The organism is Nocardioides speluncae, from assembly GCF_003121585.1.
Lineage (GTDB): Bacteria > Actinomycetota > Actinomycetes > Propionibacteriales > Nocardioidaceae > Nocardioides > Nocardioides speluncae.
Genome location: NZ_QEOO01000039.1, coordinates 36,895 through 60,064, shown reverse-complemented (window position 1 = coordinate 60,064; position 23,170 = coordinate 36,895). Strand labels below are relative to the sequence as shown.

The following is a 23,170-nucleotide window of genomic DNA, read 5'->3' as shown; positions in this document are numbered from 1 at the left end:
TACCTGGATCCGATGAAATCCGTACTTAAGGAGAGAGTGAGTCTGCAGTCTACGTAGATCCCAATGATCACCATCGTTCCCAAAGTTGAGTAGAACAGACTCAACTTCTGGTGCGTTATCCCGAGTGAGGCCAGAGTGGTCTCGACGACGGTTGCTGCGCAACCTGCTCGACCATCCGAGACTAGGTTCGCAGGACAGCTGCTCGACCACCCGAGGACGAGGGGGACACCCAGAAGATGAGTCAGTTCGGCGCCGACAAGTTCACCACCCGGGCGCGGGAGGCGATCGAGGCCGCGCAGGTCTCCGCGACCACCGCCGGCAACACCGCCACCGAGCCGATCCACCTGCTCGTCGCGCTGCTCCGGCAGCAGGACGGCACCGCCCGCAACCTGATCGCGAAGACCGGCGCCGACGTGGACGCGCTGACCACCAAGGCCGAGTCCGCGATGGCAGCGCTCCCGAAGGCGAGCGGTGCGACCGTGCAGCAGCCGGGCGCGGCCGCGGCGCTGACCCGGGTGCTCGCCGGCGCCATCGACCTCGCGAGCTCGATGAAGGACGACTACGTCGCGACCGAGCACCTGCTGATCGCGCTGGCCGGCACCCAGAGCAGCGCCCAGAAGCTGATCACCGACGCCGGCCTGACCGAGGCGGGGCTGCGCGACGGGCTGACCGCTGTCCGCGGCAACCGAAGGGTGACCAGCCAGGACGCGGAGTCGACGTACGAGAGCCTGGAGAAGTTTTCCGTCGACCTGACCAAGGCAGCCGAGGAGGGCAAGCTCGACCCGGTGATCGGACGCGACGCCGAGATCCGCCGCGTCGTCCAGGTCCTCTCGCGCAGGACGAAGAACAACCCGGTGCTGATCGGCGAGCCCGGCGTCGGCAAGACGGCCGTCGTCGAGGGGCTGGCGCAGCGCGTCGTCGAGGGCGACGTACCCGACTCGCTCAAGGGCCGGCGGGTGCTCAGCCTCGACCTGGCCGCGATGGTGGCAGGCGCCAAGTACCGCGGCGAGTTCGAGGAGCGGCTCAAGGCCGTGCTCGAGGAGATCAAGGACGCCGGCGGCCAGATCATCACCTTCATCGACGAGCTGCACACCGTGGTCGGCGCGGGCGCCGGCGGCGACTCCGCGATGGACGCCGGCAACATGCTCAAGCCGATGCTGGCCCGCGGCGAGCTCCACATGATCGGCGCGACCACGCTCGACGAGTACCGCGAGCGGATTGAGAAGGACCCGGCCCTGGAACGCCGCTTCCAGCAGGTCTTCGTCGGCGAGCCGAGCGTCGAGGACACCATCCAGATCCTGCGCGGCATCCAGGAGAAGTACGAAGCGCACCACGGCGTCCGGATCACCGACGCCGCGCTGGTGGCCGCCGCGACGCTGAGCGACCGCTACATCACCGGCCGCCAGCTGCCCGACAAGGCGATCGACCTGATCGACGAGGCCGCGAGCCGGCTCCGCATGGAGATCGAGTCCTCGCCCGAGGAGATCGACCAGCTCCGGCGCTCGGTCGAGCGGCTGAAGATGGAGGAGTTCGCGCTCGCCAAGGAGTCGGACGCCGCGTCCGCGGACCGGCTGGTGAAGCTGCGCAAGGACCTCGCGGACAGCGAGGAGCAGTTGCGCGGCCTCGAGGCACGCTGGGAGCGGGAGAAGGCGTCGCTGGAGGGCGAGGGAGAGGTACGCCGCCAGCTCGACCAGCTGCGGATCGAGGCCGACCGCCTGCTCCGCGAGGGCAACCTCGAGAAGGCCAGCGAGATCCGGTACGCCCAGATCCCCGCGCTGGAGAAGCGGCTGGCCGAGGTCGAAGAAAACCAAGGAAAGGCCGAGGCTGGGTCTGATCAAGGTGGCGTCGAGCCGCTGGTCGGCGAGGAGGTCGGCGCCGAGCAGATCGCCGACGTCGTCGAGGCCTGGACCGGCATCCCGACGGGCCGGCTGCTGCAGGGGGAGACCGCGAAGCTGCTGGAGATGGAGTCGGTGATCGGCGAGCGGCTGATCGGCCAGCGGGAGGCGGTGCGCGCGGTGAGTGACGCCGTACGCCGTTCTCGCGCCGGGATCTCGGACCCGAACCGCCCCACGGGAAGCTTCCTGTTCCTCGGGCCGACCGGCACCGGCAAGACCGAGCTGGCCAAGGCGCTGGCGGACTTCCTGTTCGACGACGAGCGGGCGATCGTCCGGATCGACATGAGTGAGTACTCCGAGAAGCACAGCGTGGCCCGGCTGGTCGGCGCGCCGCCCGGGTACGTCGGCTACGACGAGGGCGGCCAGCTGACCGAGGCGGTCCGGAGGCGCCCGTACTCCGTCGTACTCCTGGACGAGGTGGAGAAGGCGCACCCCGAGGTCTTCGACATCCTGCTGCAGGTGCTCGACGACGGCCGGCTGACCGACGGTCAGGGCCGGACCGTGGACTTCCGCAACACGCTGCTGATCCTGACCTCGAACCTCGGCTCGGCGTTCCTGGTCGACCCGACCCTGAAGTCGGAGGACCGGCGGGAGCGGGTGATGTCGACGGTGCGGCAGTCGTTCAAGCCGGAGTTCCTCAACCGGCTCGACGAGATCGTGGTGTTCGACGCGCTAACCAAGGACGAACTGCAGCACATCGTCGACCTGCAGCTCGCGCTGCTGGAGAAGCGGCTGGCGGTACGCCGGATCACGATCTCGGTCACCGACGCCGCCCGCCGGTGGCTGGCCGACACCGGCTACGACCCGGCGTACGGCGCCCGCCCGCTGCGCCGGCTGATCCAGACCGCCATCGGCGACCCGCTGGCGAAGCTGCTGATCGCCGGCGAGATCACCGATGGCGGCAAGGTGACCGTCGACCACTCGGACGGGGTCGACGGTCTGCTGCTGACGAGCTGACGGCCGCGCGCTGCGGTACCGAAGAGTAGGCCGGAATCCCTAGCCGGGAACCGTCGTACTCTTCGGTACCGCGAGCGCGCGCGGCCCTCAGTTGGCGGTCGCTCGCCAGCGCTGGTTGGCGGCGCCGGTGTCGGTGACCTGGACGACCAGGCCACCTGCGCCGGCGGCCAGGCTGAGGCCGCTGTGCTTGGCCTTGATCGTCAGCACGCCGGCGGCGTTGGTGATCGCCCAGCGCTGGTTCGGCGTGGTGCCGCAGGAGTACTGCACGACCTCCGCCCCACTGGTCTGCGAGCTGAAGGCCACGTCCGCGCACAGCCCGCTGCCGGCGTTCTTGATCTGGTACGAGCCGTCGTCCTGCTGGGTGAGCACCCACTTCTGGGAGGCGGCGGCGCCGACCGGTGAGACCGTGAGCTGCCCGGCGCTGGTGTTGCCGGGAGCGTCGAGGGCCAGACCTGACTCGGTGTTGGTGAGCGAGTACTGGCCGTTCGGGACCGGCGGGGGTACGACGTCCTCGGTGCCGACCGTCATCGCGAACACGTGCACCGACGGCGCCGACGGCAGCGTCACCGCGACCACCTGCTTCGACGGGTCGATCCGCAGCGTCTTGGTGTAGAGCCGGTAGTCGGTGGTGGCGTTGGCGGGTCCGGCCTGGGTGTTACGGCCCTTCATCGCGACCGCGATCTTGGCGCCGTACGAGTCGGTCGCCAGGCAGCACCAGTTCGGGAAGCCCAGGGTGGCGGTGCTGGTCGTGCCGTCGGCGTAGTGGACGGTGGCGGTGCCGGCGGCCGAGCCGCTGGTGCCGGTGCCGAGGAACGCGAGCGCGTTGCCCTGTCCGGTGACGCTGACGGTCGCGCTGTCGGCGGCCACGTTGTCCTCGGTGCCGGGCTGGGCGTTCGGCCAGGTGAAGTCGAACCCGTTCAGGCTGAGCTGCGCGCCCGGCGTCACCCCCTTCTCGGCGAGCCGCTCGGCGAGGAACGAGTTGCCGCCCCCGTCGAGGTTGCCCGGCGCCGGGTTGTCGGACCGGGTGACGCCGACATTGTTGGCCGCGGACGCCACGTCGGCGAAGGCCAGCGTGGTCTGCGAGCGGTCGGTGACCGAGAACGGCTGGCCGTCGACGGTGTACGACGCACGCAGGCTCAGCTCGGCCGTGCCCGGCTCGGCGGCCGCCGCCGGCGTGAGCTGGTACGTCGCGGTGACCGACTTGCCGGGCTCGACCCGGCCGGTCGGCGCGGCGCCGGTCGGCGTCGCCGTCCAACCCGTGGGCACGGTCGGGGTGATGCCCTGCAGGCTCACCCGCACCCCGGTCTGGTTGGTGAAGGTCGTGCTCAGCTCGGTGGCCTCGCCGGCGACCGCGATCGGGTTGACCGTGGAGTCCAGCGCGACGTCGCGGGCGGTGCTGCGGATGCCGCCGACCGCCGCCGAGTCCTCGAGCTCGACCTCGACCTCACGCGAGGTCGACAGCGCGTCGGTGCGCACCCAGGTGATGCCGGCGTCGGCGTCGTGGAACCAGCCGGACCTCGACCCGTCGAGGGCGGCCTTGGAGGTGCGCTTGGTGAGCCGCGAGCCGCCTACCGTGACCCGGTCGGGTGAGCGGTCGGTGTGCACCGAGAGCGTGTAGCCACGGCTGCCCGGCTTGCCGGCGTACGAGCCCTTCACTGCGCCGATCTTGATCTCGACGTCGCCGGCGCCCGACCGGGGCGCGTCGACCTTGAACTCCTGGCTGGCGTTCTTGCCGGTCGCGTGCGCCTGGGTGCGGCCGTCGTCCTCGTAGTTGACGAACGACGAGGTGCCCTGCGGGTAGACGTCGAGGTCGAGCCGCCCGGAGTCCTTGCCCTGCTTCCAGTCGAGGGTGCCCTCGGGGAACTGCGGGACGACCGCGCCGGCACGGACGAACAGCGGCAGCGTGTCCAGCGGCGCCTTGTAGCCGTCGATGGTCTTCGGGCCCTGGTGGACCCGGCCGCTCCAGTAGTCGACCCAGGTGCCCTTCGGCAGGTAGATGCCGTCGCGCCGGGTGCTGTCCTCGTAGACCGGCGCGACCAGGAAGTCGTCACCGGCGAGGAACTCGTACTTGACCTTGTCGCCCCAAGTGTTCGGGTCGGACGGGTAGTTGAGGTACAGCGGCTTGGTGGCGCCGACGCCGTTCTGGTGGGCGCGCATCGTGTGGGTGTAGAAGTACGGCAGCAGCCGCTCGTGCAGCATCAGGTACTTCCGGTTGATCGCGGTGTACGGCGCGCCGTACCGCCAGGGCTGCTTGTCCGAGTTCGCCCAGCCGCTCATCGCGTAGGTCATCGGCAGGAACATCTTCCACTGCAGGTCGCGGGCGTAGGTCTTGGCGCTGCCGCCGAAGATGCCGTCCACGTCGCCGGTCGCGAGGTGCTGGCCGGACATGGTGGAGCCGGCGTAGGTCGGGATCTGCCAGCGGATGTACTCGAAGGTGCCGGACTGGTCGCCGCTCCACGGGGCCGCGCAGCGCTGGGTGCCGGCCCAGCCCTCGACGGTCAGCACCGTCGCCCGGTCCTCGCTGTTGTCCTCGATGCCGTCGCGCGACTTCTCACAGGCGTCCAGCGCGAACCGGTAGCCGGGGCCGACCCACGCGACGTCGGTCTTGCGAACCCGGACGCCGGCGGCGACCTCGGTCTCCTGGTTGGTCAAGTCGGACTCGGTCCACAGGCCCAGCTCGCTGCCGTTGCCCTGCAGCATGTCGCCGGTCTCGGCGAGGTCCTCGTAGCCACAGCCGTAGCCGTCGTTGACCAGCATCCAGCCGAGCGGCATGCCGTGCTCGGCGTACCCGTCGGCGATCGCCTTGGAGTCGCGCAGCGTCTCCCGCTCACCGCGGTTGGCGTTGTGCAGGTAGCAGTCGGCGTCGCCGATCTCGAGCGCGTACATCGGCACCGCCATCGGCCGGCCGGTCAGCTCGGTGTAGCCGTCGATGACCTGCTCGGCGTCGCCGACGAAGTAGTAGGCGTCGAAGCGCTGCTCGTCGTGGTTGGTGCGGACCGGGGCGGTGAAGGCGTAGCTGCCGGGGGCGAAGGTGTTGCGGAGTACGCCGTACCCGCGCGAGGAGACGTAGAACGGCGCGGCGTTGGGGTTGCCGCCGTCGTTCCAGTTGAAGTCGCGCGAGATCTGGATCGTCTGGTCGCGGTGGCTGAACCGGCCGTTCTGCATGCCGCCGCCGAAGAACTGCTCCTGGTCCGCGCGCGACAGCGACTGCGCCGTGCCGTCGGCGTTCCAGGACAGCGGCGCGGTCTCGTCCCACAGCGCCTTGCCGCCGGCGGTCGCGAGGTGCAGGGTGAGCGGCTTCTTGGTGACGGTCAGCTGCGCCTTCGCGGTCTTGATGACGTACGCCGTGTCGGTCTCGGCCACCGTCGAGCGGCCGCCGGGGTAGTCGCCCTTGACGATGATGTCGGCGTCCGGGTCGTGCGGGTTGTTGGGATCGGCGTTGGCCGGGTCGGAGAACTTGCCGTCCGGAGCCAGCCAGACCCGGAACAGGTCGTCGTCGGAGAAGATCACCCGCAGCGCCGCGGCGCCGGACCGGAAGGTATAGGTGTCGCCTGACCGCTCGTAGCCGGTGACGTCACCCAGCTGACCGCCGGCGGCGACGGTCGGCGCGGCGGTCACCGCGAGACCCGCCAGGGCGGTTCCTAGAATCGCGAGCACGACGAGCAAGCGTCGCAGGGAGTGATTGAACATGAGCGATTCGCACCTCTTAACGACAGAAACGATCGGAATTTGGAGAGACCTTAGGCCCCACGGCGTCCCGGCGCCAGAGGTACGCAGAAGTAACCGGCGTATCTGGATCGGTGCGGCGCGCCCGGCCTTGGGCGCGCGTGATGGAATGAGGCGGTGAGTGAGGCGACGAGTGCGGAGCGACCGGGTCAGGTAACGCTGGCCGGCTGGATGATCATCATCGGCTCGGTGTTCGTCGTCATCACGGTCTTCGAGACCGTGTCCAGCCTGCACACCGTCGAGGTACGTGAGTCCGTCGAGCGGGCGCTGAGCGAGCCGCCGGCCGATGGGCTCGGGATCGGCACCGAGGCCGGGCTGACCATCATGCGGGTGCTGGCGATGATCGCCGGCGCCTGTGCGGCCGCCGCCGCGATCCTCGGCTGGCACGTCCTGCAGCGACACCGCGGCGCCCGGCTCGCGCTCACCGTGCTCGCCGTACCCCTGCTCCTGTCCGGCTTCGTCGTCGGCGGCTTCATGTCCACGATCGTCGCCGTCGCCGCGCTGATGCTGTGGACGCCGCCCGCCCGCGACTGGTTCGACGGCCGGCAACGGGAGCGGGCGACCGCGCTCACCGGCGGTACGCCGCCGGCACGGCCCGACGCTCCGGCCGTCCCGCCCGCCGCTCCGCCGACACCGGTCGACCAGACAGAGCCGCCGGCCGAGTCCCCCGAGCCCCCCGAGCCGCGTGCGGTCAGTGGGTTCGGTACGCCGCCGGAGCCTGCTCCTGGTGTCACGCCGCCGCTTGCCGGCCCGCCGGTCGTGGCCTCGGCCAAGCGCGGCGTACGTCCCAGCTCGCTGATGCTCGCCTGCACGCTGACCTGGGTCTGCTCGGCGATGGCGCTGGTCGGCCTGGTGCTGACCGGCGCACTGCTCGCCGGCAACCAGAACCGCGTCCTAGACGAGGCGCACAAGCAGAACCCCGACCTGGCCAAGGACGGTGTCACCGACGAGATGCTGATGACCGCGCTGTGGATGGTGCTGGTGGTCTTCGCGCTCTGGGCGGTCGCCGCGATGGTGCTGGCCTACCTCACCTGGATCGGCCAGGACTGGGCCCGGATCACGCTGATCGTGTCGACCTGCGCGGTGGCGGCACTCGCGCTCGTGGCGGCGGTCAGTGCGCCACCGATCCTGTTGGTGGTGGTCGCCGCCGGTGCCGCGGTCTACCTGCTGACCAGGCCGGATGCGGCCGGCTGGGCCTCCGGGCGCCGGGCCTCCGGCCGCTAGCCGTTCGTATATCGAACGTTTTTCGGCGATCTGTTGGATAACCGGCAGATCCTGCCTTCCGTCAGCGTCCGAATCAAGATCTTTTGACTGGATGACATGTCGCCTAATGTTCCGCTCACCTTGTGCCGCCCGCGCGAGGTACCACCAAGAACGGAGCACCGACATGCAGAAGAAGGCCCGCCTTCTCGGGGTAGCGGCAGGGCTCGCTGCCGCCACCCTCGCCGCTGGCACCGCATTCGCGGAGACCGCGCCGAGCTACCAGGAGTTCGCCGACTCGACCCACGTCGACACCGACGGCCAGTACATCGTCAACGGTGACGAGCCGGTCGCCAACAACGGCGAGCTGCGCCAGTACTACGACGTGATGGTGAAGGAGCCGAAGCGCACCAGCTCCACCGAGCTGATCATCAACACCGTCCGCGGCCGTGACGACAAGTGGTCTGCCACCCAGGCCAAGGACCTGCGCTACTGCGTCAGCACCAAGTTCGGCGCCGACCACGGTCGGATGGTCACTGCCATGGCCAACGGTGCGGCGCTGTGGGAGAACGCGTCCTCCGGCATCGACTACGTCTACGTGCCGTCCGCGGACGCCAGCTGCACCACCAGCAACAAGAGCGTGGTCTTCTCGGTGGAGCCGGTCGAGACGTCGCAGTACATCGCCCGCGCCTTCTTCCCGAGCACCCGCAAGCGCAACGTCCTGGTCGACAACTCGATCTGGACCTCGGGCTCCTGGTCGCCGGCCAACATCATGGGTCACGAGCTCGGCCACACCCTGGGCTTCCGGCACGAGCACACCCGGCCGGAGTCGGGCACCTGCTTCGAGGACAACAACTGGCGTCCGCTCACGCCGTACGACTCGGCCTCGATCATGCACTACCCGCAGTGCAACGGCTCGTCGAACGACCTCAGCATGACCGCTACCGACGCCGCGGGCGCCCGCGCCGTCTACGGCAACTGATCAATACGCACTAGGCCGAAGGCCGTCACGCTTCCAGCGTGGCGGCCTTCAGCCTGCGTAGGCCCTCCTCGATCACCGAGCGCTCCTTGCAGAACGCCCAGCGCACCAGCTGGCGGCCTTCGTCCTGATCGTCGTAGAACGCCTGCGCGGGAATGGCCACCACGCCGGCCCGGTCCGGCAGGCCGAGGCAGAAGGTCTTGCCGTCGGCGTACCCGAGGTGGCTGATATCGGTGATCGCGAAGTAGGTGCCCTCAGGGACTCGCGGGGTCAGCCCGACGTCGGCGAGTCCGGAGCAGAGCAGGTCGCGGGCCGCGCTCAGGTCGTCGGCCAGCCGGCGCGGGAAGTCGGGCTCGTCGTCGAGCGCGTGCGCGATCGCCGGCTGGAGCGGAGCGCCGGAGGTGAAGCTGAGCCACTGCTTCGCGGAGAGTACGGCGCTGATCAACTCAGCCGGACCGGTCGCCCAGCCCACCTTCCAGCCGGTGAACGAGTAGCTCTTGCCGGCGCTGGACAGAGTCAGGGTCCGCTCGAACATGCCGGGCAGGGTCGCGAGCGGGACGTGCTGATGGTCGTCGAAGGTGAGGTGCTCGTAGACCTCGTCGGTGATCACGACCAGGTCATGCCGAATCGCGACCTCGGCGACGGCGGCGAGCTCGGCGGGAGTCAGCACGGTGCCGGTCGGGTTGTGCGGGGTGTTGATCAGCAGGTAGCGGGTCCGTGGGGTGACGGCCGCGGCCAGCTCGGCCGGGTCGAGCCGGAAGTCCGGCGCGCGCAGGGTGACCGGCCGGCGTACCCCACCGGCCATCTGGATCATCGCCACGTAGGAGTCGTAGTAGGGCTCGAGCACGATCACCTCGTCGCCCGGGTCGACCAGTCCGAGCAGCGCGGCGGCGATGCCCTCGGTGCAGCCGGTCGTGACCACGATCTGCGAGGCCGGGTCCAGGTCGATGCCGTAGTGCCGCTGCTGGTGGCGGGCGATCGCGGCCCGTAGCTCGGGCCGGCCGGGACCGGGTGCGTACTGGTTCTCTCCACCCTCCAGCGCGGCCACCGCGCGTGCGATCACCGTCGGCGGCCCGTCCTCGTCCGGGAAGCCCTGGCCGAGGTTGACCGACTTGGTGCGGACCGCGAGCGCCGACATCTCGGTGAAGATGGTGGGCGGGATACCGTGCAGCCGGCTGGCGAGTCGTGTGGGGTTCCCCATGAGCACAAGGTAGCGACCAGGCAGAATCGCGGTGTGCTCAGGAAGCAGAAGACGCCCGCGCCCGCGAGGGGACGTCGCCGCGCGCTGCGCCCGAAGAGCAAGCTGGTCACCGCGATCGGCATGTTGCTGATCCTGTCGGGGGTCTGCCTGCTCGGGTACGTCGGCTGGGAGTTCTGGGGCACCAACTGGGTCTCGCAGCGCAAGCACCAGGCGGTCAAGGACGACATCGTCCAGGGCTGGGAGTCCGGCGAGGAGCTGGTCGAGGTCTCCGAGGGCGGCAAGGGCGCGAAGGCGGGCGCGATTGTGCGGATCCCGAGCTTCGGCGACGACTACGCCGTACCCATTCTGGAAGGTACGTCGGACGGGGTGCTGGCCGCCGGCTACGGCCACTTCAAGAGCTCGGCCAAGGTCGGCCAGAAGGGCAACTACGCGCTGGCCGCGCACCGGGTCACCCACGGCGAGCCGCTGCGCGACATGCCGAAGCTCGACCCGGGCGATGAGGTGATCATCGAGACCCGGGACTACCTCTACACCTACGTCCTCGACACCGGCGGCGAGGATCTGACCGTGCCGTTCACCGCCGGCTGGGTGCTCGACCGGCTGCCGACGAACCCGGACGGCGGCGTCCAGCCGGAGCAGACCAAGGGCCAGCGCCTGATCACCCTGACCACCTGTTCGGAGATCTTCCACACCGACAACCGCCTGGTCGCCTTCGGCCACCTGAAGTCCAAGACTCGGAAGTAGCGATTGGCCCGATGGTTTCGAGACGGTTGCTGCGCAACCTCCTCAACCGACGGGCCGCTGGTTGAGGAGGTCGCTCTGCGACCGTCTCGAAACCAAGGCCGACCGCGATGCCTCGTAGGATCGCGGCCATGACCGACCCGAACCTCGCCGCCGATATCGACGCCTGCTGCCGGCTCACCGGGGAGTTCCTGCTCCGGTCCGGGCAGACCTCGACCGAGTACTTCGACAAGTACCTCTTCGAGTCCGACCCGGCGCTGCTGGCGCGGGTCGCGGACCAGATGGTGGCGCTGGTGCCCGACGGGACCGAGCTGCTCGGCGGACTGGAGCTGGGCGGGATCCCGATCGCGACGGCGGTGAGCGCCCGGACCGGGCTGCCGGCGCTGTTCGTGCGGAAGAAGGCCAAGGAGTACGGCACCGGCAAGCTGGCCGAGGGGCCGGCCGTCGAGGGCCGGCGGGTGACGCTGGTCGAGGACGTGATCACGACCGGTGGCGCGGTCCGCGACGCCACCAACGCGCTGCGAGCGGCTGGTGCGGTCGTGGAGACAGTCGTGTGCGCGATCGACCGCAGCCCGGCCGACGTCAACCCGCTGGCCGACGTCGGGCTCGAGGTGCTCGCCGTACTCACCAAGGCGGAGCTGGACGCCGCCCGCGGCTGAGCCCTAGCTCAGACCAGGTCCTCGGGTACGTCGGGGACCTCGGCGGGCTGCGGATTGGCCTCAGTGGCCTCCGCGACCGGGTGGTGCTTCTTGTGCCGGTGCCGGTACCACTCCCAGACCACCGGGATCAGCGAGAGTGCGACCACCAGGACCAGCGCGATGTCGAGCCGCTCGCCGAGCTTCGGGAAGGCGGAGCCGAGGAAGTAGCCGAGCAGCGTGATCGAGACGACCCACAGCACCGAACCGATGAAGCTCCATACGAAGAAGGTGCGCCGGTTCATCTGGGTGACGCCGGCGACCACGGTGATGAAGGTGCGGACTATCGGCACGAAGCGGGCGATCACCAGCGCCTTGGTGCCGTGCTTCTCGAAGAACTCGTGGGTCTGGTCGAAGTACTTCCGCTTCAGGATCCGGCCGTCGCGCTCGTAGAGCGGTGGCCCGATCACCCGGCCTATCTCGTAGCCGATCACGTTGCCGAGGAAACCGGCAGCGGTGAACGAGACCAGGACGACCATCAGGTCGATGCTGTGGTGGCCGGGCACGATGTCGACGTTGTCGCCGGCGATGAACAGGCCCATCGCGAACAGCAGCGTGTCGCCGGGGAGGAACGGGAAGAACAACCCGCACTCCACGACGAGCATCACCATGCTGAGCCAGAAGATGGTGTGGGGGAAGCGGTCAAGGAGCCACTGCGGGTCCATCCAGTCCATACCGAAAAGGAGAGGCTGGATCTCCATCAGTGCGCTCACGGCGCCAACCCTAACCGGAGGTTGGTTGGCCCATGACCTAGTGGTCACGCCCGGGAGTTCATCGGGGCCTGAGCGGCCAGGGCACGCACATCGCTGCGTTGTCGTCGGTCGACGGGCCACCGGCCCGCCTCCCTCCTCCGCCTTGCGCTGCACGCACCCTGACCACTCATACCCTCGACGAACTCGCGGGCGTGACCACTAGTGTCGCCAACGTGGAGGAGAACGCGCCGTACGACCCGATGCCGCACGGTCCGGTCGAGGTCGGTGTCGGGCCGTGGGAGGGGCCGCTTCCGAGCGGTCCCGGCAGCGAGGTGTACGACGCGCAGCTGCTGCGCGAGGGCGACCGGCGCAACGTCGTGGACCGTTATCGCTACTGGTCGATGGCGGCGATCCGGGCGGACCTGGACGAGCGGCGGCACGACTTCCACGTGGCCATCGAGAACTGGCAGCACGACTTCAACATCGGCACCATCGTCCGCTCCGCCAACGCCTTCCTGGCGGCCGAGGTGCACATCGTCGGCAAGAAACGGTGGAACCGGCGCGGGGCGATGGTCACCGACCGCTACCAGCACATCCGCCATCACGAGACGCCGGCCGAGCTGGCGGCGTACCTCCACTCCCGTGAGGTCCGGCTGCTCGGGATCGACAACCTTCCCGGCTCCGAGCACCTGGAGACGATGACGGTGCCGCGCCGGGTTTGCTTCCTGTTCGGCCAGGAGGGGCCGGGGCTGTCGGACGGCGCCCGCGAGGTCTGTGACGGCACCTTCTCGATCGCCCAGTTCGGCTCCACCCGCTCGATCAACGCCAGCGCCGCCGCCGCGATCGCGATGCACTCCTGGATCCGGGAGTACGCCGACCTGTCCGGCGACGGCGACAACCCTGCCTGGCGCGGCTGACCGCGCCAGGCTGGCGGGTCAGTTCGACCGGCGGGAGTAGCAGACGATCATCCGGTCCTTGCCGAGGTTGTACGCCGTCTTGCTGGCCCAGGTCGCGTACCAGTTCCGCGGAGTGCTCACGAGCCGGGGGCAGCGCTGCCGCGCGATCGCCGTCATCGTCTGCTCGCCGGGGAACTTCTTGCTGGCGACCGCGGTCACACCGGTCGCTCGGAAGGCGTGATTCTGCGCGCAGGTGGTCCGCACGTGACCGCCGGTGAGGCAGCGCGCGACCTTGTTCGGCAGCGGCGCTGTCGGGAGCATCGGCGTGGCGTTGCTCGGCAACGGCCGCAGCATCGAGGCGCCGAGAATGACGATGTCGCAGCGGACCCAGCGGGCGCCGGCCTCACGCTGCTGCTGGTTCGGGATGAAGTAGCTGAACGTGTACGCCGAGAGGTGCCGCAGCCGCTCGGTGCGGCCAAGGGTAGACCGGAACTTCGGGTAGCACTTCTCGGTTACGAACGGCCTGGCCTTGTCCATAGTCACGGGGGTTCCCGCCGGCAGCTGGAAGACGCCGATCACCTTCGCGGTGTGCTTCTCCTTGCACGGCACGACCGGGCTGCCGTTGCTCGGCTTGCCGGCCTGCTGAAGGGTGTAGTTACGGCACTCGCCCACCTTCGGCGCCGCGGGGAGTGGCGCGGCGGAGGTCGCGGGTGGCGTGAGGATGGCGGTCGCGACGACCGCACAGGCGGCGGCCGCGGCGATGCGGACAAGGTTCATGGGATCTCCCCCGGTTGTGGTGGCAACGCGGTCGGTCGCCGCGTCCGGCCGCACGTTAACCGAAGGCGCCGACATTGCGCAGGAAGATACGGTCGTCCCCATGACGCCCTGGCGCACCGCCACCCCGCCCCCTGTCTCCTGACCGGGGCGCGGCAACCAGCGAACCACTCACCCATCCGGCCTGACCGAGGTCACGCCCGGACGGTTCCTTCGCGCCCTGGACCCGGATCCCTTGTCGATTCCAGTCCCAGGAGCGTCTCTTGTCATCCACTTCTTCGTCCTTGCTCATCCTCACCGCCGCCTGCCTGTGGGGGACCACTGGCACCGTCCAGCAGCTCGCACCCGCCGCGGCCGACCCGGTTGCGGTAGGCGCCGTACGGATCGTCCTCGGCGGCGTCCTGTTGGCCGGCCTCGCTGCGGCCGCCGGCCGTCTCGGCTCCCTACGTTCGATGGGCCGAGCGGGCTGGGCCGTGCTGGCCGTAGGTGCGGTCTGCATCGCGATCTACCAGACCAGCTACTTCGCGGCGACGGACCGGACCGGCGTCGCGGTCGGCACCGTGGTCACGATCGGCAGTGGGCCGGTGTTCGCCGGGCTGCTCGCAGCCGTGTTCGGGCACGGCCGGCCGTCCGGCAGATGGCTGCTCGCGACTGCTGTCTCCGGTTCCGGTTGCGGGCTGTTGGTGCTGAGCGGCGATGGCGGCGCAACGGCCAGCATCGACCCGGTCGGCGTCGGGCTCGCGCTGCTGTCCGGGCTGGGGTACGCGTCGTACGCGACCGCCGCGGCCGCCCTGATCAGGCGTGGCGCAGACGATCTCGCCGTGATGGGGGCGCTCTTCGGGGGCGCCGGGATCGTGCTTGCGCCGGCCCTCGCGCTGGCGCCGCTCGGCTGGCTCGAGACCGGCCGGGGTGTGCTCGTGGCGGTCTACCTGGGCGCGGTCACCACGACCCTCGGATACCTGCTGTACGGCCGCGGTCTCCGTACGACGCCGGTCCCCGTCGCCGCCACGCTCACCCTGGTCGAGCCCGCCATCGCCGCGGCGCTCGGCGTGATCGTGCTGGGCGAGCGGCTGACGCCGGTCGGGTACGGCGCCCTCGGCCTGCTCGCCCTCGGACTCGTCCTTCTCGTCACGGCTTTGCAAGACACCTCCGTGGACCCTGTGTCCGCCGCGCCGGACTAGAACTTGACACTTTGTCCCGGTTTAGACCAGTTTCTACGTGTCAATCGGGAGCATGAGCGGGCGGGGAGGCCCGTGGGGGACCAACTACGAGAGGAACCCCTTGACGATGCTCCACCTCAGTAGGCGAACAGCGACCATCGTCGCCGGCTGCGCGCTGGCGCTGCCGATGGCGGCAGGCGCCACCTACGCGGCCTTCGACGGACCGGCCATCTCGGCCTCCGGCACCGGCTCCACCGACGGCGCATCTGTGTCGGGTCAGGCCGGTCCGAACGGGGACGACCTCAGCGGCTCGGCGAGCGCTTCTACCGACGGCGCTGCTGGCGAGTTCGACAGCCCGGCCGGCAACGGCCAGGCCCAGGCAGGCACCGACGGCGTGAACGGCGAGCTCTGCTCCGAGACCGGCGAGTGCGTGAGCCTCCCGCCGGAAGGTGTGCCTGGCGTTCCCGGTGTGCCTGGCGTACCCGGTGTTCCGGACCTCCCGGGTGTGCCCGGGCTGCCCGACACCCCTGTACGGGACGTCGGTGACGAGTTCAGCGCCTCCGGCACCGCGTCCACCGAGGGTGCGGCAGGCGAGTTCGAGACCCCTGTGGGTAGCGGCTGGGCGCAGGCCGGCACCGGCGGCGTGACCGGCGAGCTGTGCGCCGCGACCGGCGAGTGCGTGAGCTTCCCGCCGGACGGCGTTCCGGAGCTTCCCGGTGTTCCGGGCGTCCCGGGCGTTCCCAGCGTTCCCGGTGTGCCTGGCGTTCCCGGCCTTCCGGACGTGCCGGTCTCGGGTCGCTGAGTCCAGCACCAGCCATTCGCTCGGGGTGTCGATCGTGAGATCGACACCCCGAGCGGCTATTTCGGCCGAGGACGGCTGTCACATCCGTGGATCGGCATTCGTCAGTGCGGTGACGACGAATCGATCCGAAGGAGTAGGACGATGTCCCGCACGACGACCAGCCCGGTCCTGATCCTGCCCGACGCGATGGCCGGGATCGGCAACCTCTTCAAGGCGATCCACACGGGGTGAAGACCGCGAAGCAGCAGGGCGAGACCGACCAGCGGCTGCACGCGCTCGCGACCTGGCTGCTGCGTCGGACCAGTTCAGCGACGCCGAGCGGGCGGCGCTGGCGCTGACCGAGGCGACCACCCATCTCGACCCCGCCGACCCGGTGCCCGACGCCGTGTGGCAGGAGGCCGCCAAGCACTACGACGAGCAGGCGCTCGCCGCGCTGGTGCTGATGATCGGCCTGACCAACCTGTTCAACCGGGTCAACGTCGCGGTCCGCGAGCCCGAGATCGCCTCCTGGGCATCCTGACCAGACGACGCGACGCCCGCCTCCGCCAATTGTCGGAACACGGCTGCCCGTGTCTACCTACGGTGCCTCAGGCCTGGGCCCGGTGTCGCCGCCCGGCTCGGCGAGGAGGTGATTGGCAAGCTTCCACTCGCATTCTAGAACGGAGAATAGGAGGCTGTCGCGCCAGGCCCCATTGGTGAATACGTGGTCACGAATGCAGCCCTCATAAGTGAACCCAAGTTTTTCGACCACGGCTATTGATGCGTTGTTGTCAGGGCCGATAGTAGCGGCGATACGGTGTAGGCCCAGGACCTCGAACCCAAAGGTCGTCATTGTGCGGGCAGCGTCAGTTGCGTAGCCCTTGCCCCAATCTGCGTGTCTGATTGAATAGCCGAGATTAGCAGCCTTCACGCCTTCGAGGCCGAGCCGGGCAAACCCGATCATCTGGATACTCGTAGATGGGGTGACCGCGAGGTAGTACTCGGTCCGGGGAGATAGCGCGGCGCGCTCCATGACGCCTTGAATCATGGCGGCGGTCTCGTACGAGTCTCGTGCGTCAAAGGATAGCCACTGCGTGACTTCGTCGTCCCCGACGATAGCGACAGCGTCGTCAATGTCGGTGACATCCAATTCGCGAAGAGAGATACGAGCCCCAAGTGCGGCAGCAGGTCGCATGGCGCGCATCAACGCGGCAGCGCCGCAAGTGGAGTCCGGACGAAGTCCTCAATCTGCTCTTGCAGTTCGGCTCCCGGCTTCGCGAGGTCGGACGCCACGAGCGCCTTGTGGACGTTCCGTGCACTCGCCACAACGCCTCGGATCCGCCGGGCGGGTGGCATCTCAAGGACTGGCGCGATTGCCTCGGCCGCGCCCTCAGGCTCCCCGTGATTGATGCGGGCTATCGCTAGATCGGTGCGCGCCCCTGCCTGATCGCCAAATGCCCACTCTGGTCGGTCCTCATCCGAGTAGGCAGCGACCGCCTGTGTTGCATACTCCTCGGCGCGTCGCGACTCGGCGGGGAGTAGCGCGAGAGCATCGGCCGAATAGTAGAGCTGGCGCGCGCGGCTGAACATACAGATGCCGCCAAACTCGTCTAGCTCATCGTTGGCAACATCATCCCAGCCGCGCTCGCCGCGCTCGATTGCCCCCAAAGAGCCGGAGACATTGCCAAGTGCGGCCTGCCCGCGTGCCTCACTGACAGCGAGCCAAACACTCGTGGTGCCGCGGCCCGGGTCAATCGCTGCGCCTTGCTGGGCATACCGGACCGACTCGCGCGGCCTGCCATCCCAATACGTGACGAGTGATTGGAGCCCGCGTATCCAGGCCCGAAGTCCGTTTTGGTCAGCGTGATCTGCACACAGAAAAGCCGTACGGGCCTGCGTCATCGCCGCATGCGCGTCTCCCATGTCGTGCGATGCTTTGGCGAGCATCCCGCCGGTAATGGCGGTCAAGAAGTACAACTGCTGTAGGTGGCTGGGACGCTGCCGGCGCTCTAGCAGTGAGAACTGTGTTTCCTGAACGATGACCAGATCGCCCACGATGTCTGCGAGCGGACGTTGAGGATATGCCATGCACAACCGGCGAACATCGTCGTGAATCTGATCGATCGATTCATCGTTGAGACTAGATTCACTTGCCTTTCGACCGAACAGCCGGGCACGAGAAGCCGCCACTGCAATCATCTCCTCTTGGGACTTCGATGCACTGGGCTGTGCCACCCGTGCAAGTTCAAGTGCGGCCGAATCGTCCGCACCATACGGCGCAATGAGTTCCTCGAATGGCCGATCAAACATTGCTTCCAGTACACGACGCGTGACCGGCGTGCATTGTGCGCGCTCACCGGCAGCGAGCCGCCGAAAATGCCGTGGGCTCATCGTGGCCCGCTCGCCGCGCGACGAAGCGACGGCGACGAAGTCGCCGGCCAGTTCCTCCCACGTCCGGTGTAGCCGCCGCGCCAGGCACTCCAGGACGGTTCGCGGTTCATCAACGCGCCCACTCATCCTGCCTCCTCTCGCTGCGTGCTCGGCGGCCTTCAACAACCAATGTAGGCAGTCGAACCGGGGTTGTCGCCCAGGTCCTCCACATGTCCGCCGGAGGACCCCGACAGGTCCGCGACGGGGCCGCACGCGGCCCTCGCGTGGTCATGGAGGGCTCGCCGACGCTAGTCCGCATGACATCCGATATCGGACATTCATCGCATCCCCGATCGGCCGTGGTCGCAGCCGTACCCGGCGAGCAGCGAGCCCGCACGGTGCGCGTGTGGTTCGGATCGCGGCTGATCGCCTGCGCCGTGGTGACCGCCGAACAAGCCGCTGGCTGCGAGGCCGGTATGCGTCGCCGTTTCGCGGGCTGCCGAGTGACCAACGAGGCCGCGCGGTGACGACATCCAGGAGCGGTCACGGGATCGAGCACGGGGCCGTGACTGAGCCGCCGAACAGGCATGAACCGGGTGCGACCCGACCGCTTGCGTTGGGCTACGTGCGCGAGCAGGGCAGGCCGTTGAGTGAGGCAGAGCTGGCCCTGTCGCGGCGGATGCTCGCCCAGTTCGCCGAGCAGGAGGGCTACGCGCTCGGCACCGTGTACGTGGAGCGGATCGAGCAGGCTCCGGCCGCGTTCGAGGCGCTGGTGGCCTCTGCGATCCGCGACGAGGCGAGAGCAGTCATCGTGCCCAACGCCTCGCACCTGTGGTTGATCGGTGCGGCTGCCGACATCGCCTCGCGCGTCGCGGCCAGGACCGGCGCGCTGGTCCTTGAGGCCCGCCACGTGGCCCCAGACGCTCTGGACGGCCCACGGAAACCGCCCGGAGAGCCCGAACGGGGCTCACAGGGCGTTCTACGGCCTCCTATGGCGCCGCCGAGCCCGCCGCCCGACCCGCTGCGACCGGGTCCCTGAAGCCGGCCGGGCGGGTGGGGAGCACCCGAGGACGCGCGTCCACACCTGGGAAGTCCGCACCCGCCCAGCCGTTCCAGGCCGGGGCCGTCTCGGCACGTCCAGGCTCCCGAGAGCCGGGAACGGCCGCACCACATTGCCGGGACGGCCCCACCCTTCTTCGTCTATCCCCGAACGCCAATCTGAACAGCATCTCCCTTTGAGCATCCGTTGGACCGAATCAAGTATCGAGAGATTGAAGGGAAGTCATGAGAACAAGATCGAGTGTGTGTAAGGCAACTGGTGTTGCCTTTGCGCTTGCGGTTACGGCATTTCCCGCCGCGGGCATGTCATCAGCCACGACCGGCTACACGGGCACCGAGGCACAGGACTCGGTGTCCCTCGCCCAAGAGATCGCCGCACTGGGACCGCCGATCTCACAGCCCGCACCGCAGAGCGCACAGCGCTCAGCCTGCGCTAACGGCAAGACCGAGAACGGCCGAACCGCCAGGATCTGCGTTGCTCCCGCGACTCCGGCGGAAATGCGCCGCGTGAGCCCGACGCCCTCAGGCCGGCAGGCCCCGGCCGGATTGTGCGGCTACGCATACAAGCACCCGGATAGGACGTTCTGGAAACGCATGGAGACCTGTCAGAACGAAGCCGCTACCTTCAGGGCGTACCTCACCAACCCGACCGAGCTTGTCGGCACCGCGACCATATACACGCTGTTCAATCTCTGGACCACGTCCACTCGGCAGACGGTGAAGTTCAAGGCAAGCACCCTGACCGGGAACCTGACGGGCGTATACAGCCGCAAGGAGAGAAACCGGCTCACCGGCAACATCGTCTGCACAGGACGATGCGACGACAGCGCGAAGTCGATCTCCGCAAACGACAAGAAGATGCGCACCGGAACCTTCACATCAAGCGGCCGGGGGACTCATCACTTGAAGCTGCGCGCGTCGTACAAGTACCTCCCGCCAGGGACATGGCCCACGGTGCCGGAAACCGTCTACTTCGTAGATCGTCGCTGCGAGAATCACGACTACTTCAAAACTCGGTACGGTGGGTGCGTCTCCAAGGGATACAGGCCGACGTTCAAGTTCAGTGCCAGTGACAAACGCGGGGTCAAGGAATCAGCACGGCACATCCTTCGCGCTCAGAAGAATCTTCGCGACCACTGGGGCGCTCACTACAAAGACCTCATGGGGAAGCCGATTCAACGCTGGGTTTACGACGGCCCATCGTGGAAGAACCCGAATAGGGTTCGTGCGTGCCGAGGTTTTGTGAAGCGAAATGACAATGACTCATGCGATGAGTACCCCTTCGCAACAACGAGGCAAGGACCGTACTTCATCGCCAAGTCTCGCACCTCGGTTGGGCACGTTCCCGTCCTCGACAACAAGATGTCTGGTTCGCTACTGTCGTCGTTCTACGCAACGGCCCGGGTCCTCGACGGCGAGAAATATTGGGTCGTCATCACAAAGTAAGGAGCGAGCAGTGACACTGCGTGGGGACGGTTTCTACCTCCTTGTGACCGAGTTCCATGACGGCAACCTGCCGTCCCCAGAACCCGGTGCTAACGACTTCTTCGCTTCGCGTGACGAGATCGTGCTAGTCGGCGACAAGTATGACGACGGTGGACTGCGGATCGACACCGCCTACTCAGAAGAGCCTCCTGACGAGGAGCCCGACCCCGACGAGTGGGACGCGGTGCGAGACACCGTGGTCCGTGCATCCGGGCCGCTTGAAATCCGAAACGGGGATTTTAGTGAACCCGCTGAACGCTATCGACCATTGACCCAAGATGCGGGGACGTGGCACATCCGCATACGGATTCGATCACCCGAGCGGACGCAAGAGATGTTCGGCGAATACGAAGAGCAACACCTGATCGAGGTGTGGCCGCAGAGTCCATAGCGTGGTCGGCCCACGGCCGAGAAGAACCGACGCCCGCTTCCGCCACGTGTTGGCGGAGGCGGGCGTCGTGCTGTACGCCGTCAGCGCAGCGACGCGAAACCCTCGATCGGCAGCGCGTTGCGGGTCTCGCCGAGCAGCTTCCCGCCGGCGTCGTAGAAGCGGATCGACCGATGCAGGTTGACGTGGGTCCAGTGGTCCTTGTCCCAGGCGGCGTCGGCCGGCAGCAGGCCGCTGGTGCCGAGCGCGATGTACCCGTCGACGGTCTCGGCCGCGATCTCCTGGCCGTCGACCATGGTCACCTCGACCCGGGCCACCCGGGGGTCGAGCTTGTCGGTGAGCTGCCAGTAGTAGTCCCGGGTGCCCTTCGGCTGGTCGTTGTGCGTCGGGCCGGCGGCGATGACGTACGGCTGGTCGCCGCGGACGAAGGAGCCGACGTACGGGTGGTGGTACGGGACCTTGGTGGTCGGCAGGTAGCAGCCGCCCCAGATCTTCCCGTTGCTGCCTTCGAGGACCGCGACCGCCGTGGTCGGGGTCTCGTGCCAGGCGACCACCCGCGGGTCGGGGTCGTTGGCCAGCGGTCCGTCAATCGGCAGCCCGTCGAGGGTGCAGGAGTCCTGCAGGCGGGCGCGTCCGGTCAGTCCCGGCTGGGGCTTTGCGATCTTCTCCTCCGGGGCGACGTCCTCCTCCGGAGCAAGTTCCTCCTCCAGCGCGTCATTGCGCTGCTCAGCGCCGGGGCCCACGGGCATGCCGGTGAGGTCCGGGTAGTACGTCAGCCTCTGGACGCCAGGGGTCGGCTCGATGCCCGGCTCGACGGTCTCGGCGAGCATGGTGCCGTCCGCGGCGTACAGTGCCGCCCGCTGCACGGGCTTCTTGCCCGGCACCCGGGTCGCCGGCTCCTCGTAGTCGACGGCGATGAAGCCCTGCACGGCCTGGACCTTGACCACCTCACCGGTTGCCAGCGTGTACTCGGCGCGGGCCACCTCCAAGGGGCGGCGCTCGAGGATGGAGAAGGCGATCCGGCACTCCTGCTGCGGGTTGCTGCACCCCGGCCAGCCGCCGCTGTAGCCGAAGCCGCCGGACTGACGGAGACCGTCGTTGTCGGGCGCCGGGTCCATCTCGTACGCCGTGATCCCGTTGCCGTCCTCGCGGGCGGAGCTGCCGACGTGGCACTCGCCCCAGTACTTCTTGTCGGCCGACAGCAGCACCGCGGAGGTCTCGCGGGTGCCGATGGTCTTGACCAGGAGGCTGGGCTGGCCGGAAGACAGCAGCAGGTCCGCGTCATCCTTGCTCTCGCTGGCGTCCTTGCAGCGCTCGATCAGCGCCGCGTCTCCTCTCGCCGGTTGTGCCTCGGGACGGTCCAGGACCCCGGACGCGGCCAGCGCAGTGCCGGCGACTAGGACGGTGGCCAGCGCTCCGGCGCCTACGACCAGGACCCGGTGCCGGGTCAGGGCGCGGTGGCCGTGGTGCAGGTGGTCGGGTACCGCCCGCAGCGGCGGCTCATCGGCGAAGGCGCGCTCGAAGCGGCGCTCGAGCTCGTTGGTCTCCATGTCAGTTCCTCTCGCTCAGGGACTCGCCGAGCAGTTCGCGGAGTCGGGGTAGGGCGCGGTGGGCGTGTGCCTTGACGGTGCCGGGGGCGAGGCCGAGCTCCTCGGCGGTCTGCTCGACCGAGAGCCCGACCAGGTGCCGGAGTACGACGACCTCGCGCTGTCGTTTGGGGATCTGCGCGAGCGCGGTGATCAGCTCGTCGCGTTCGTGGATGTCCGCGCCGGGGGCGGCCGGATGGTCGAAGCCCTCCAGGCCGGGACTCTCCCGTCGCCACGGCCGGCGCTTCTCGTCGATGGTGGCGCGCAGGATGATCCGGCGCGCATAGCTGTGCTCCACACCCCGCGAGCGCATCTTCGGCCACGCGACGTACAGCTTGGTGAGCGCGGTCTGGAGCAGGTCCTCGGCCTGGGTCCAGTCACCGCACACGCTGTAGGCGAACCGACGAAGCTGTCGCTGGTGCGCCGCGACGAACTCGCTGAACTCGGCGTCCCGATCTCGCCTCTTCATCCGAACCTCCAGATCTTGGCCCCAGTCTCGGCGCCATCCACGGAAAGACGGAAACCCGGACGCGAACGGTTTACCGCGCGTCCGCGTTCGCCGTGGGTGAACAGGGAACACCGGGC

At 68.5% G+C, this 23,170-nt stretch carries 21 protein-coding genes; 13 read left to right on the top strand and 8 right to left on the bottom strand.

The genetic code is table 11. From position 1 onward, the window contains the following. The first annotated feature begins 236 nt into the window (after positions 1 to 236). On the top strand, positions 237 to 2,852 hold the full coding sequence (gene clpB, locus DDV73_RS22575; RefSeq protein WP_109509522.1) for an ATP-dependent chaperone ClpB: 2,616 nt from the start codon (positions 237 to 239) through the stop codon (positions 2,850 to 2,852). 87 nt (positions 2,853 to 2,939) lie between these two features. Here clpB and DDV73_RS22570 read toward each other — a convergent pair whose 3' ends face one another. Next, positions 2,940 to 6,509, bottom strand: coding sequence for an RICIN domain-containing protein (locus tag DDV73_RS22570; protein WP_240617428.1), 3,570 nt, complete (start codon positions 6,507 to 6,509; stop codon positions 2,940 to 2,942). A gap of 186 nt (positions 6,510 to 6,695) precedes the next feature. Between DDV73_RS22570 and DDV73_RS22565 the strand changes: the two genes are divergently transcribed. Then, positions 6,696 to 7,802, top strand: a complete 1,107-nt coding sequence (locus DDV73_RS22565; RefSeq protein WP_109509520.1) for a hypothetical protein — start codon at positions 6,696 to 6,698, stop codon at positions 7,800 to 7,802. A gap of 163 nt (positions 7,803 to 7,965) precedes the next feature. After that, positions 7,966 to 8,760: a zinc metalloprotease gene (locus DDV73_RS22560; protein ID WP_109509519.1), complete on the top strand. Its 795-nt coding sequence runs from the start codon at positions 7,966 to 7,968 to the stop codon at positions 8,758 to 8,760. Between the two features lie 25 nt (positions 8,761 to 8,785). On the opposite strand, the gene DDV73_RS22555 is transcribed toward DDV73_RS22560, so the two are convergent. Next, complete coding sequence (locus DDV73_RS22555) at positions 8,786 to 9,958, bottom strand: pyridoxal phosphate-dependent aminotransferase (RefSeq protein WP_109509518.1); 1,173 nt, start codon at positions 9,956 to 9,958, stop codon at positions 8,786 to 8,788. Positions 9,959 to 9,991: 33 nt separating this feature from the next. Here DDV73_RS22555 and DDV73_RS22550 point away from each other — a divergent pair, with 33 nt between their 5' ends. Both DDV73_RS22550 and pyrE read left to right on the top strand, forming a co-directional pair. Further along, a complete protein-coding gene (locus tag DDV73_RS22550; protein ID WP_109509517.1) occupies positions 9,992 to 10,702 on the top strand; it encodes a class E sortase in 711 nt (236 codons plus the stop codon). Positions 10,703 to 10,830: 128 nt separating this feature from the next. After that, positions 10,831 to 11,358, top strand: coding sequence for an orotate phosphoribosyltransferase (gene pyrE / locus DDV73_RS22545; RefSeq protein ID WP_109509516.1), 528 nt, complete (start codon positions 10,831 to 10,833; stop codon positions 11,356 to 11,358). 8 nt (positions 11,359 to 11,366) lie between these two features. Here pyrE and DDV73_RS22540 read toward each other — a convergent pair whose 3' ends face one another. Then, a complete protein-coding gene (locus DDV73_RS22540) occupies positions 11,367 to 12,107 on the bottom strand; it encodes a DedA family protein (RefSeq protein WP_240617427.1) in 741 nt (246 codons plus the stop codon). 239 nt (positions 12,108 to 12,346) lie between these two features. On the opposite strand from DDV73_RS22540, the gene DDV73_RS22535 reads away from it, so the two are divergent. After that, entirely contained in the window at positions 12,347 to 13,003 is a 657-nt protein-coding gene (locus tag DDV73_RS22535) for a TrmH family RNA methyltransferase (protein WP_109509549.1), read from the top strand. Positions 13,004 to 13,021: 18 nt separating this feature from the next. Here the strand turns inward: DDV73_RS22535 and DDV73_RS22530 are convergent, their stop codons facing one another. Next, positions 13,022 to 13,759 (bottom strand): septum formation family protein, encoded by a 738-nt coding sequence (locus tag DDV73_RS22530; RefSeq protein WP_161962503.1) that lies wholly within the window; start codon positions 13,757 to 13,759, stop codon positions 13,022 to 13,024. Between the two features lie 260 nt (positions 13,760 to 14,019). Here DDV73_RS22530 and DDV73_RS22525 point away from each other — a divergent pair, with 260 nt between their 5' ends. The 3 genes from DDV73_RS22525 to DDV73_RS28905 all read left to right on the top strand — a co-directional run bounded on the left by DDV73_RS22525 (position 14,020) and on the right by DDV73_RS28905 (position 16,238). Continuing rightward, positions 14,020 to 14,937: an EamA family transporter gene (locus DDV73_RS22525; RefSeq protein ID WP_206051044.1), complete on the top strand. Its 918-nt coding sequence runs from the start codon at positions 14,020 to 14,022 to the stop codon at positions 14,935 to 14,937. A 52-nt stretch (positions 14,938 to 14,989) separates the two neighbouring features. Beyond that, complete coding sequence (locus DDV73_RS28500) at positions 14,990 to 15,718, top strand: hypothetical protein (protein WP_154402866.1); 729 nt, start codon at positions 14,990 to 14,992, stop codon at positions 15,716 to 15,718. A 373-nt stretch (positions 15,719 to 16,091) separates the two neighbouring features. Next, positions 16,092 to 16,238, top strand: a complete 147-nt coding sequence (locus tag DDV73_RS28905; protein WP_206051043.1) for a carboxymuconolactone decarboxylase family protein — start codon at positions 16,092 to 16,094, stop codon at positions 16,236 to 16,238. A 57-nt stretch (positions 16,239 to 16,295) separates the two neighbouring features. On the opposite strand, the gene DDV73_RS22510 is transcribed toward DDV73_RS28905, so the two are convergent. Both DDV73_RS22510 and DDV73_RS22505 read right to left on the bottom strand, forming a co-directional pair. Beyond that, a complete protein-coding gene (locus DDV73_RS22510) occupies positions 16,296 to 16,892 on the bottom strand; it encodes a GNAT family N-acetyltransferase (RefSeq protein WP_109509548.1) in 597 nt (198 codons plus the stop codon). An 8-nt stretch (positions 16,893 to 16,900) separates the two neighbouring features. Further along, complete coding sequence (locus DDV73_RS22505) at positions 16,901 to 18,214, bottom strand: XRE family transcriptional regulator (protein WP_206051042.1); 1,314 nt, start codon at positions 18,212 to 18,214, stop codon at positions 16,901 to 16,903. A 170-nt stretch (positions 18,215 to 18,384) separates the two neighbouring features. Here DDV73_RS22505 and DDV73_RS28495 point away from each other — a divergent pair, with 170 nt between their 5' ends. The 4 genes from DDV73_RS28495 (at position 18,385) to DDV73_RS22490 (ending at position 21,002) form a co-directional block, all read left to right on the top strand. Then, complete coding sequence (locus DDV73_RS28495; RefSeq protein WP_154402865.1) at positions 18,385 to 18,594, top strand: hypothetical protein; 210 nt, start codon at positions 18,385 to 18,387, stop codon at positions 18,592 to 18,594. Between the two features lie 119 nt (positions 18,595 to 18,713). Then, a complete protein-coding gene (locus DDV73_RS22500) occupies positions 18,714 to 19,106 on the top strand; it encodes a hypothetical protein (protein ID WP_154402864.1) in 393 nt (130 codons plus the stop codon). A gap of 323 nt (positions 19,107 to 19,429) precedes the next feature. Further along, positions 19,430 to 20,572: a NucA/NucB deoxyribonuclease domain-containing protein gene (locus tag DDV73_RS22495; protein ID WP_206051041.1), complete on the top strand. Its 1,143-nt coding sequence runs from the start codon at positions 19,430 to 19,432 to the stop codon at positions 20,570 to 20,572. A gap of 10 nt (positions 20,573 to 20,582) precedes the next feature. Continuing rightward, positions 20,583 to 21,002, top strand: coding sequence for a hypothetical protein (locus DDV73_RS22490; protein WP_109509508.1), 420 nt, complete (start codon positions 20,583 to 20,585; stop codon positions 21,000 to 21,002). 80 nt (positions 21,003 to 21,082) lie between these two features. On the opposite strand, the gene DDV73_RS22485 is transcribed toward DDV73_RS22490, so the two are convergent. Further along, the gene (locus DDV73_RS22485; protein ID WP_109509507.1) at positions 21,083 to 22,549 is read right to left on the bottom strand and encodes a hypothetical protein; all 1,467 of its coding nucleotides are present in this window, start codon (positions 22,547 to 22,549) and stop codon (positions 21,083 to 21,085) included. A 1-nt stretch (position 22,550) separates the two neighbouring features. Then, positions 22,551 to 23,054, bottom strand: coding sequence for a SigE family RNA polymerase sigma factor (locus DDV73_RS22480; RefSeq protein WP_109509506.1), 504 nt, complete (start codon positions 23,052 to 23,054; stop codon positions 22,551 to 22,553). Positions 23,055 to 23,170: the final 116 nt, after the last annotated feature.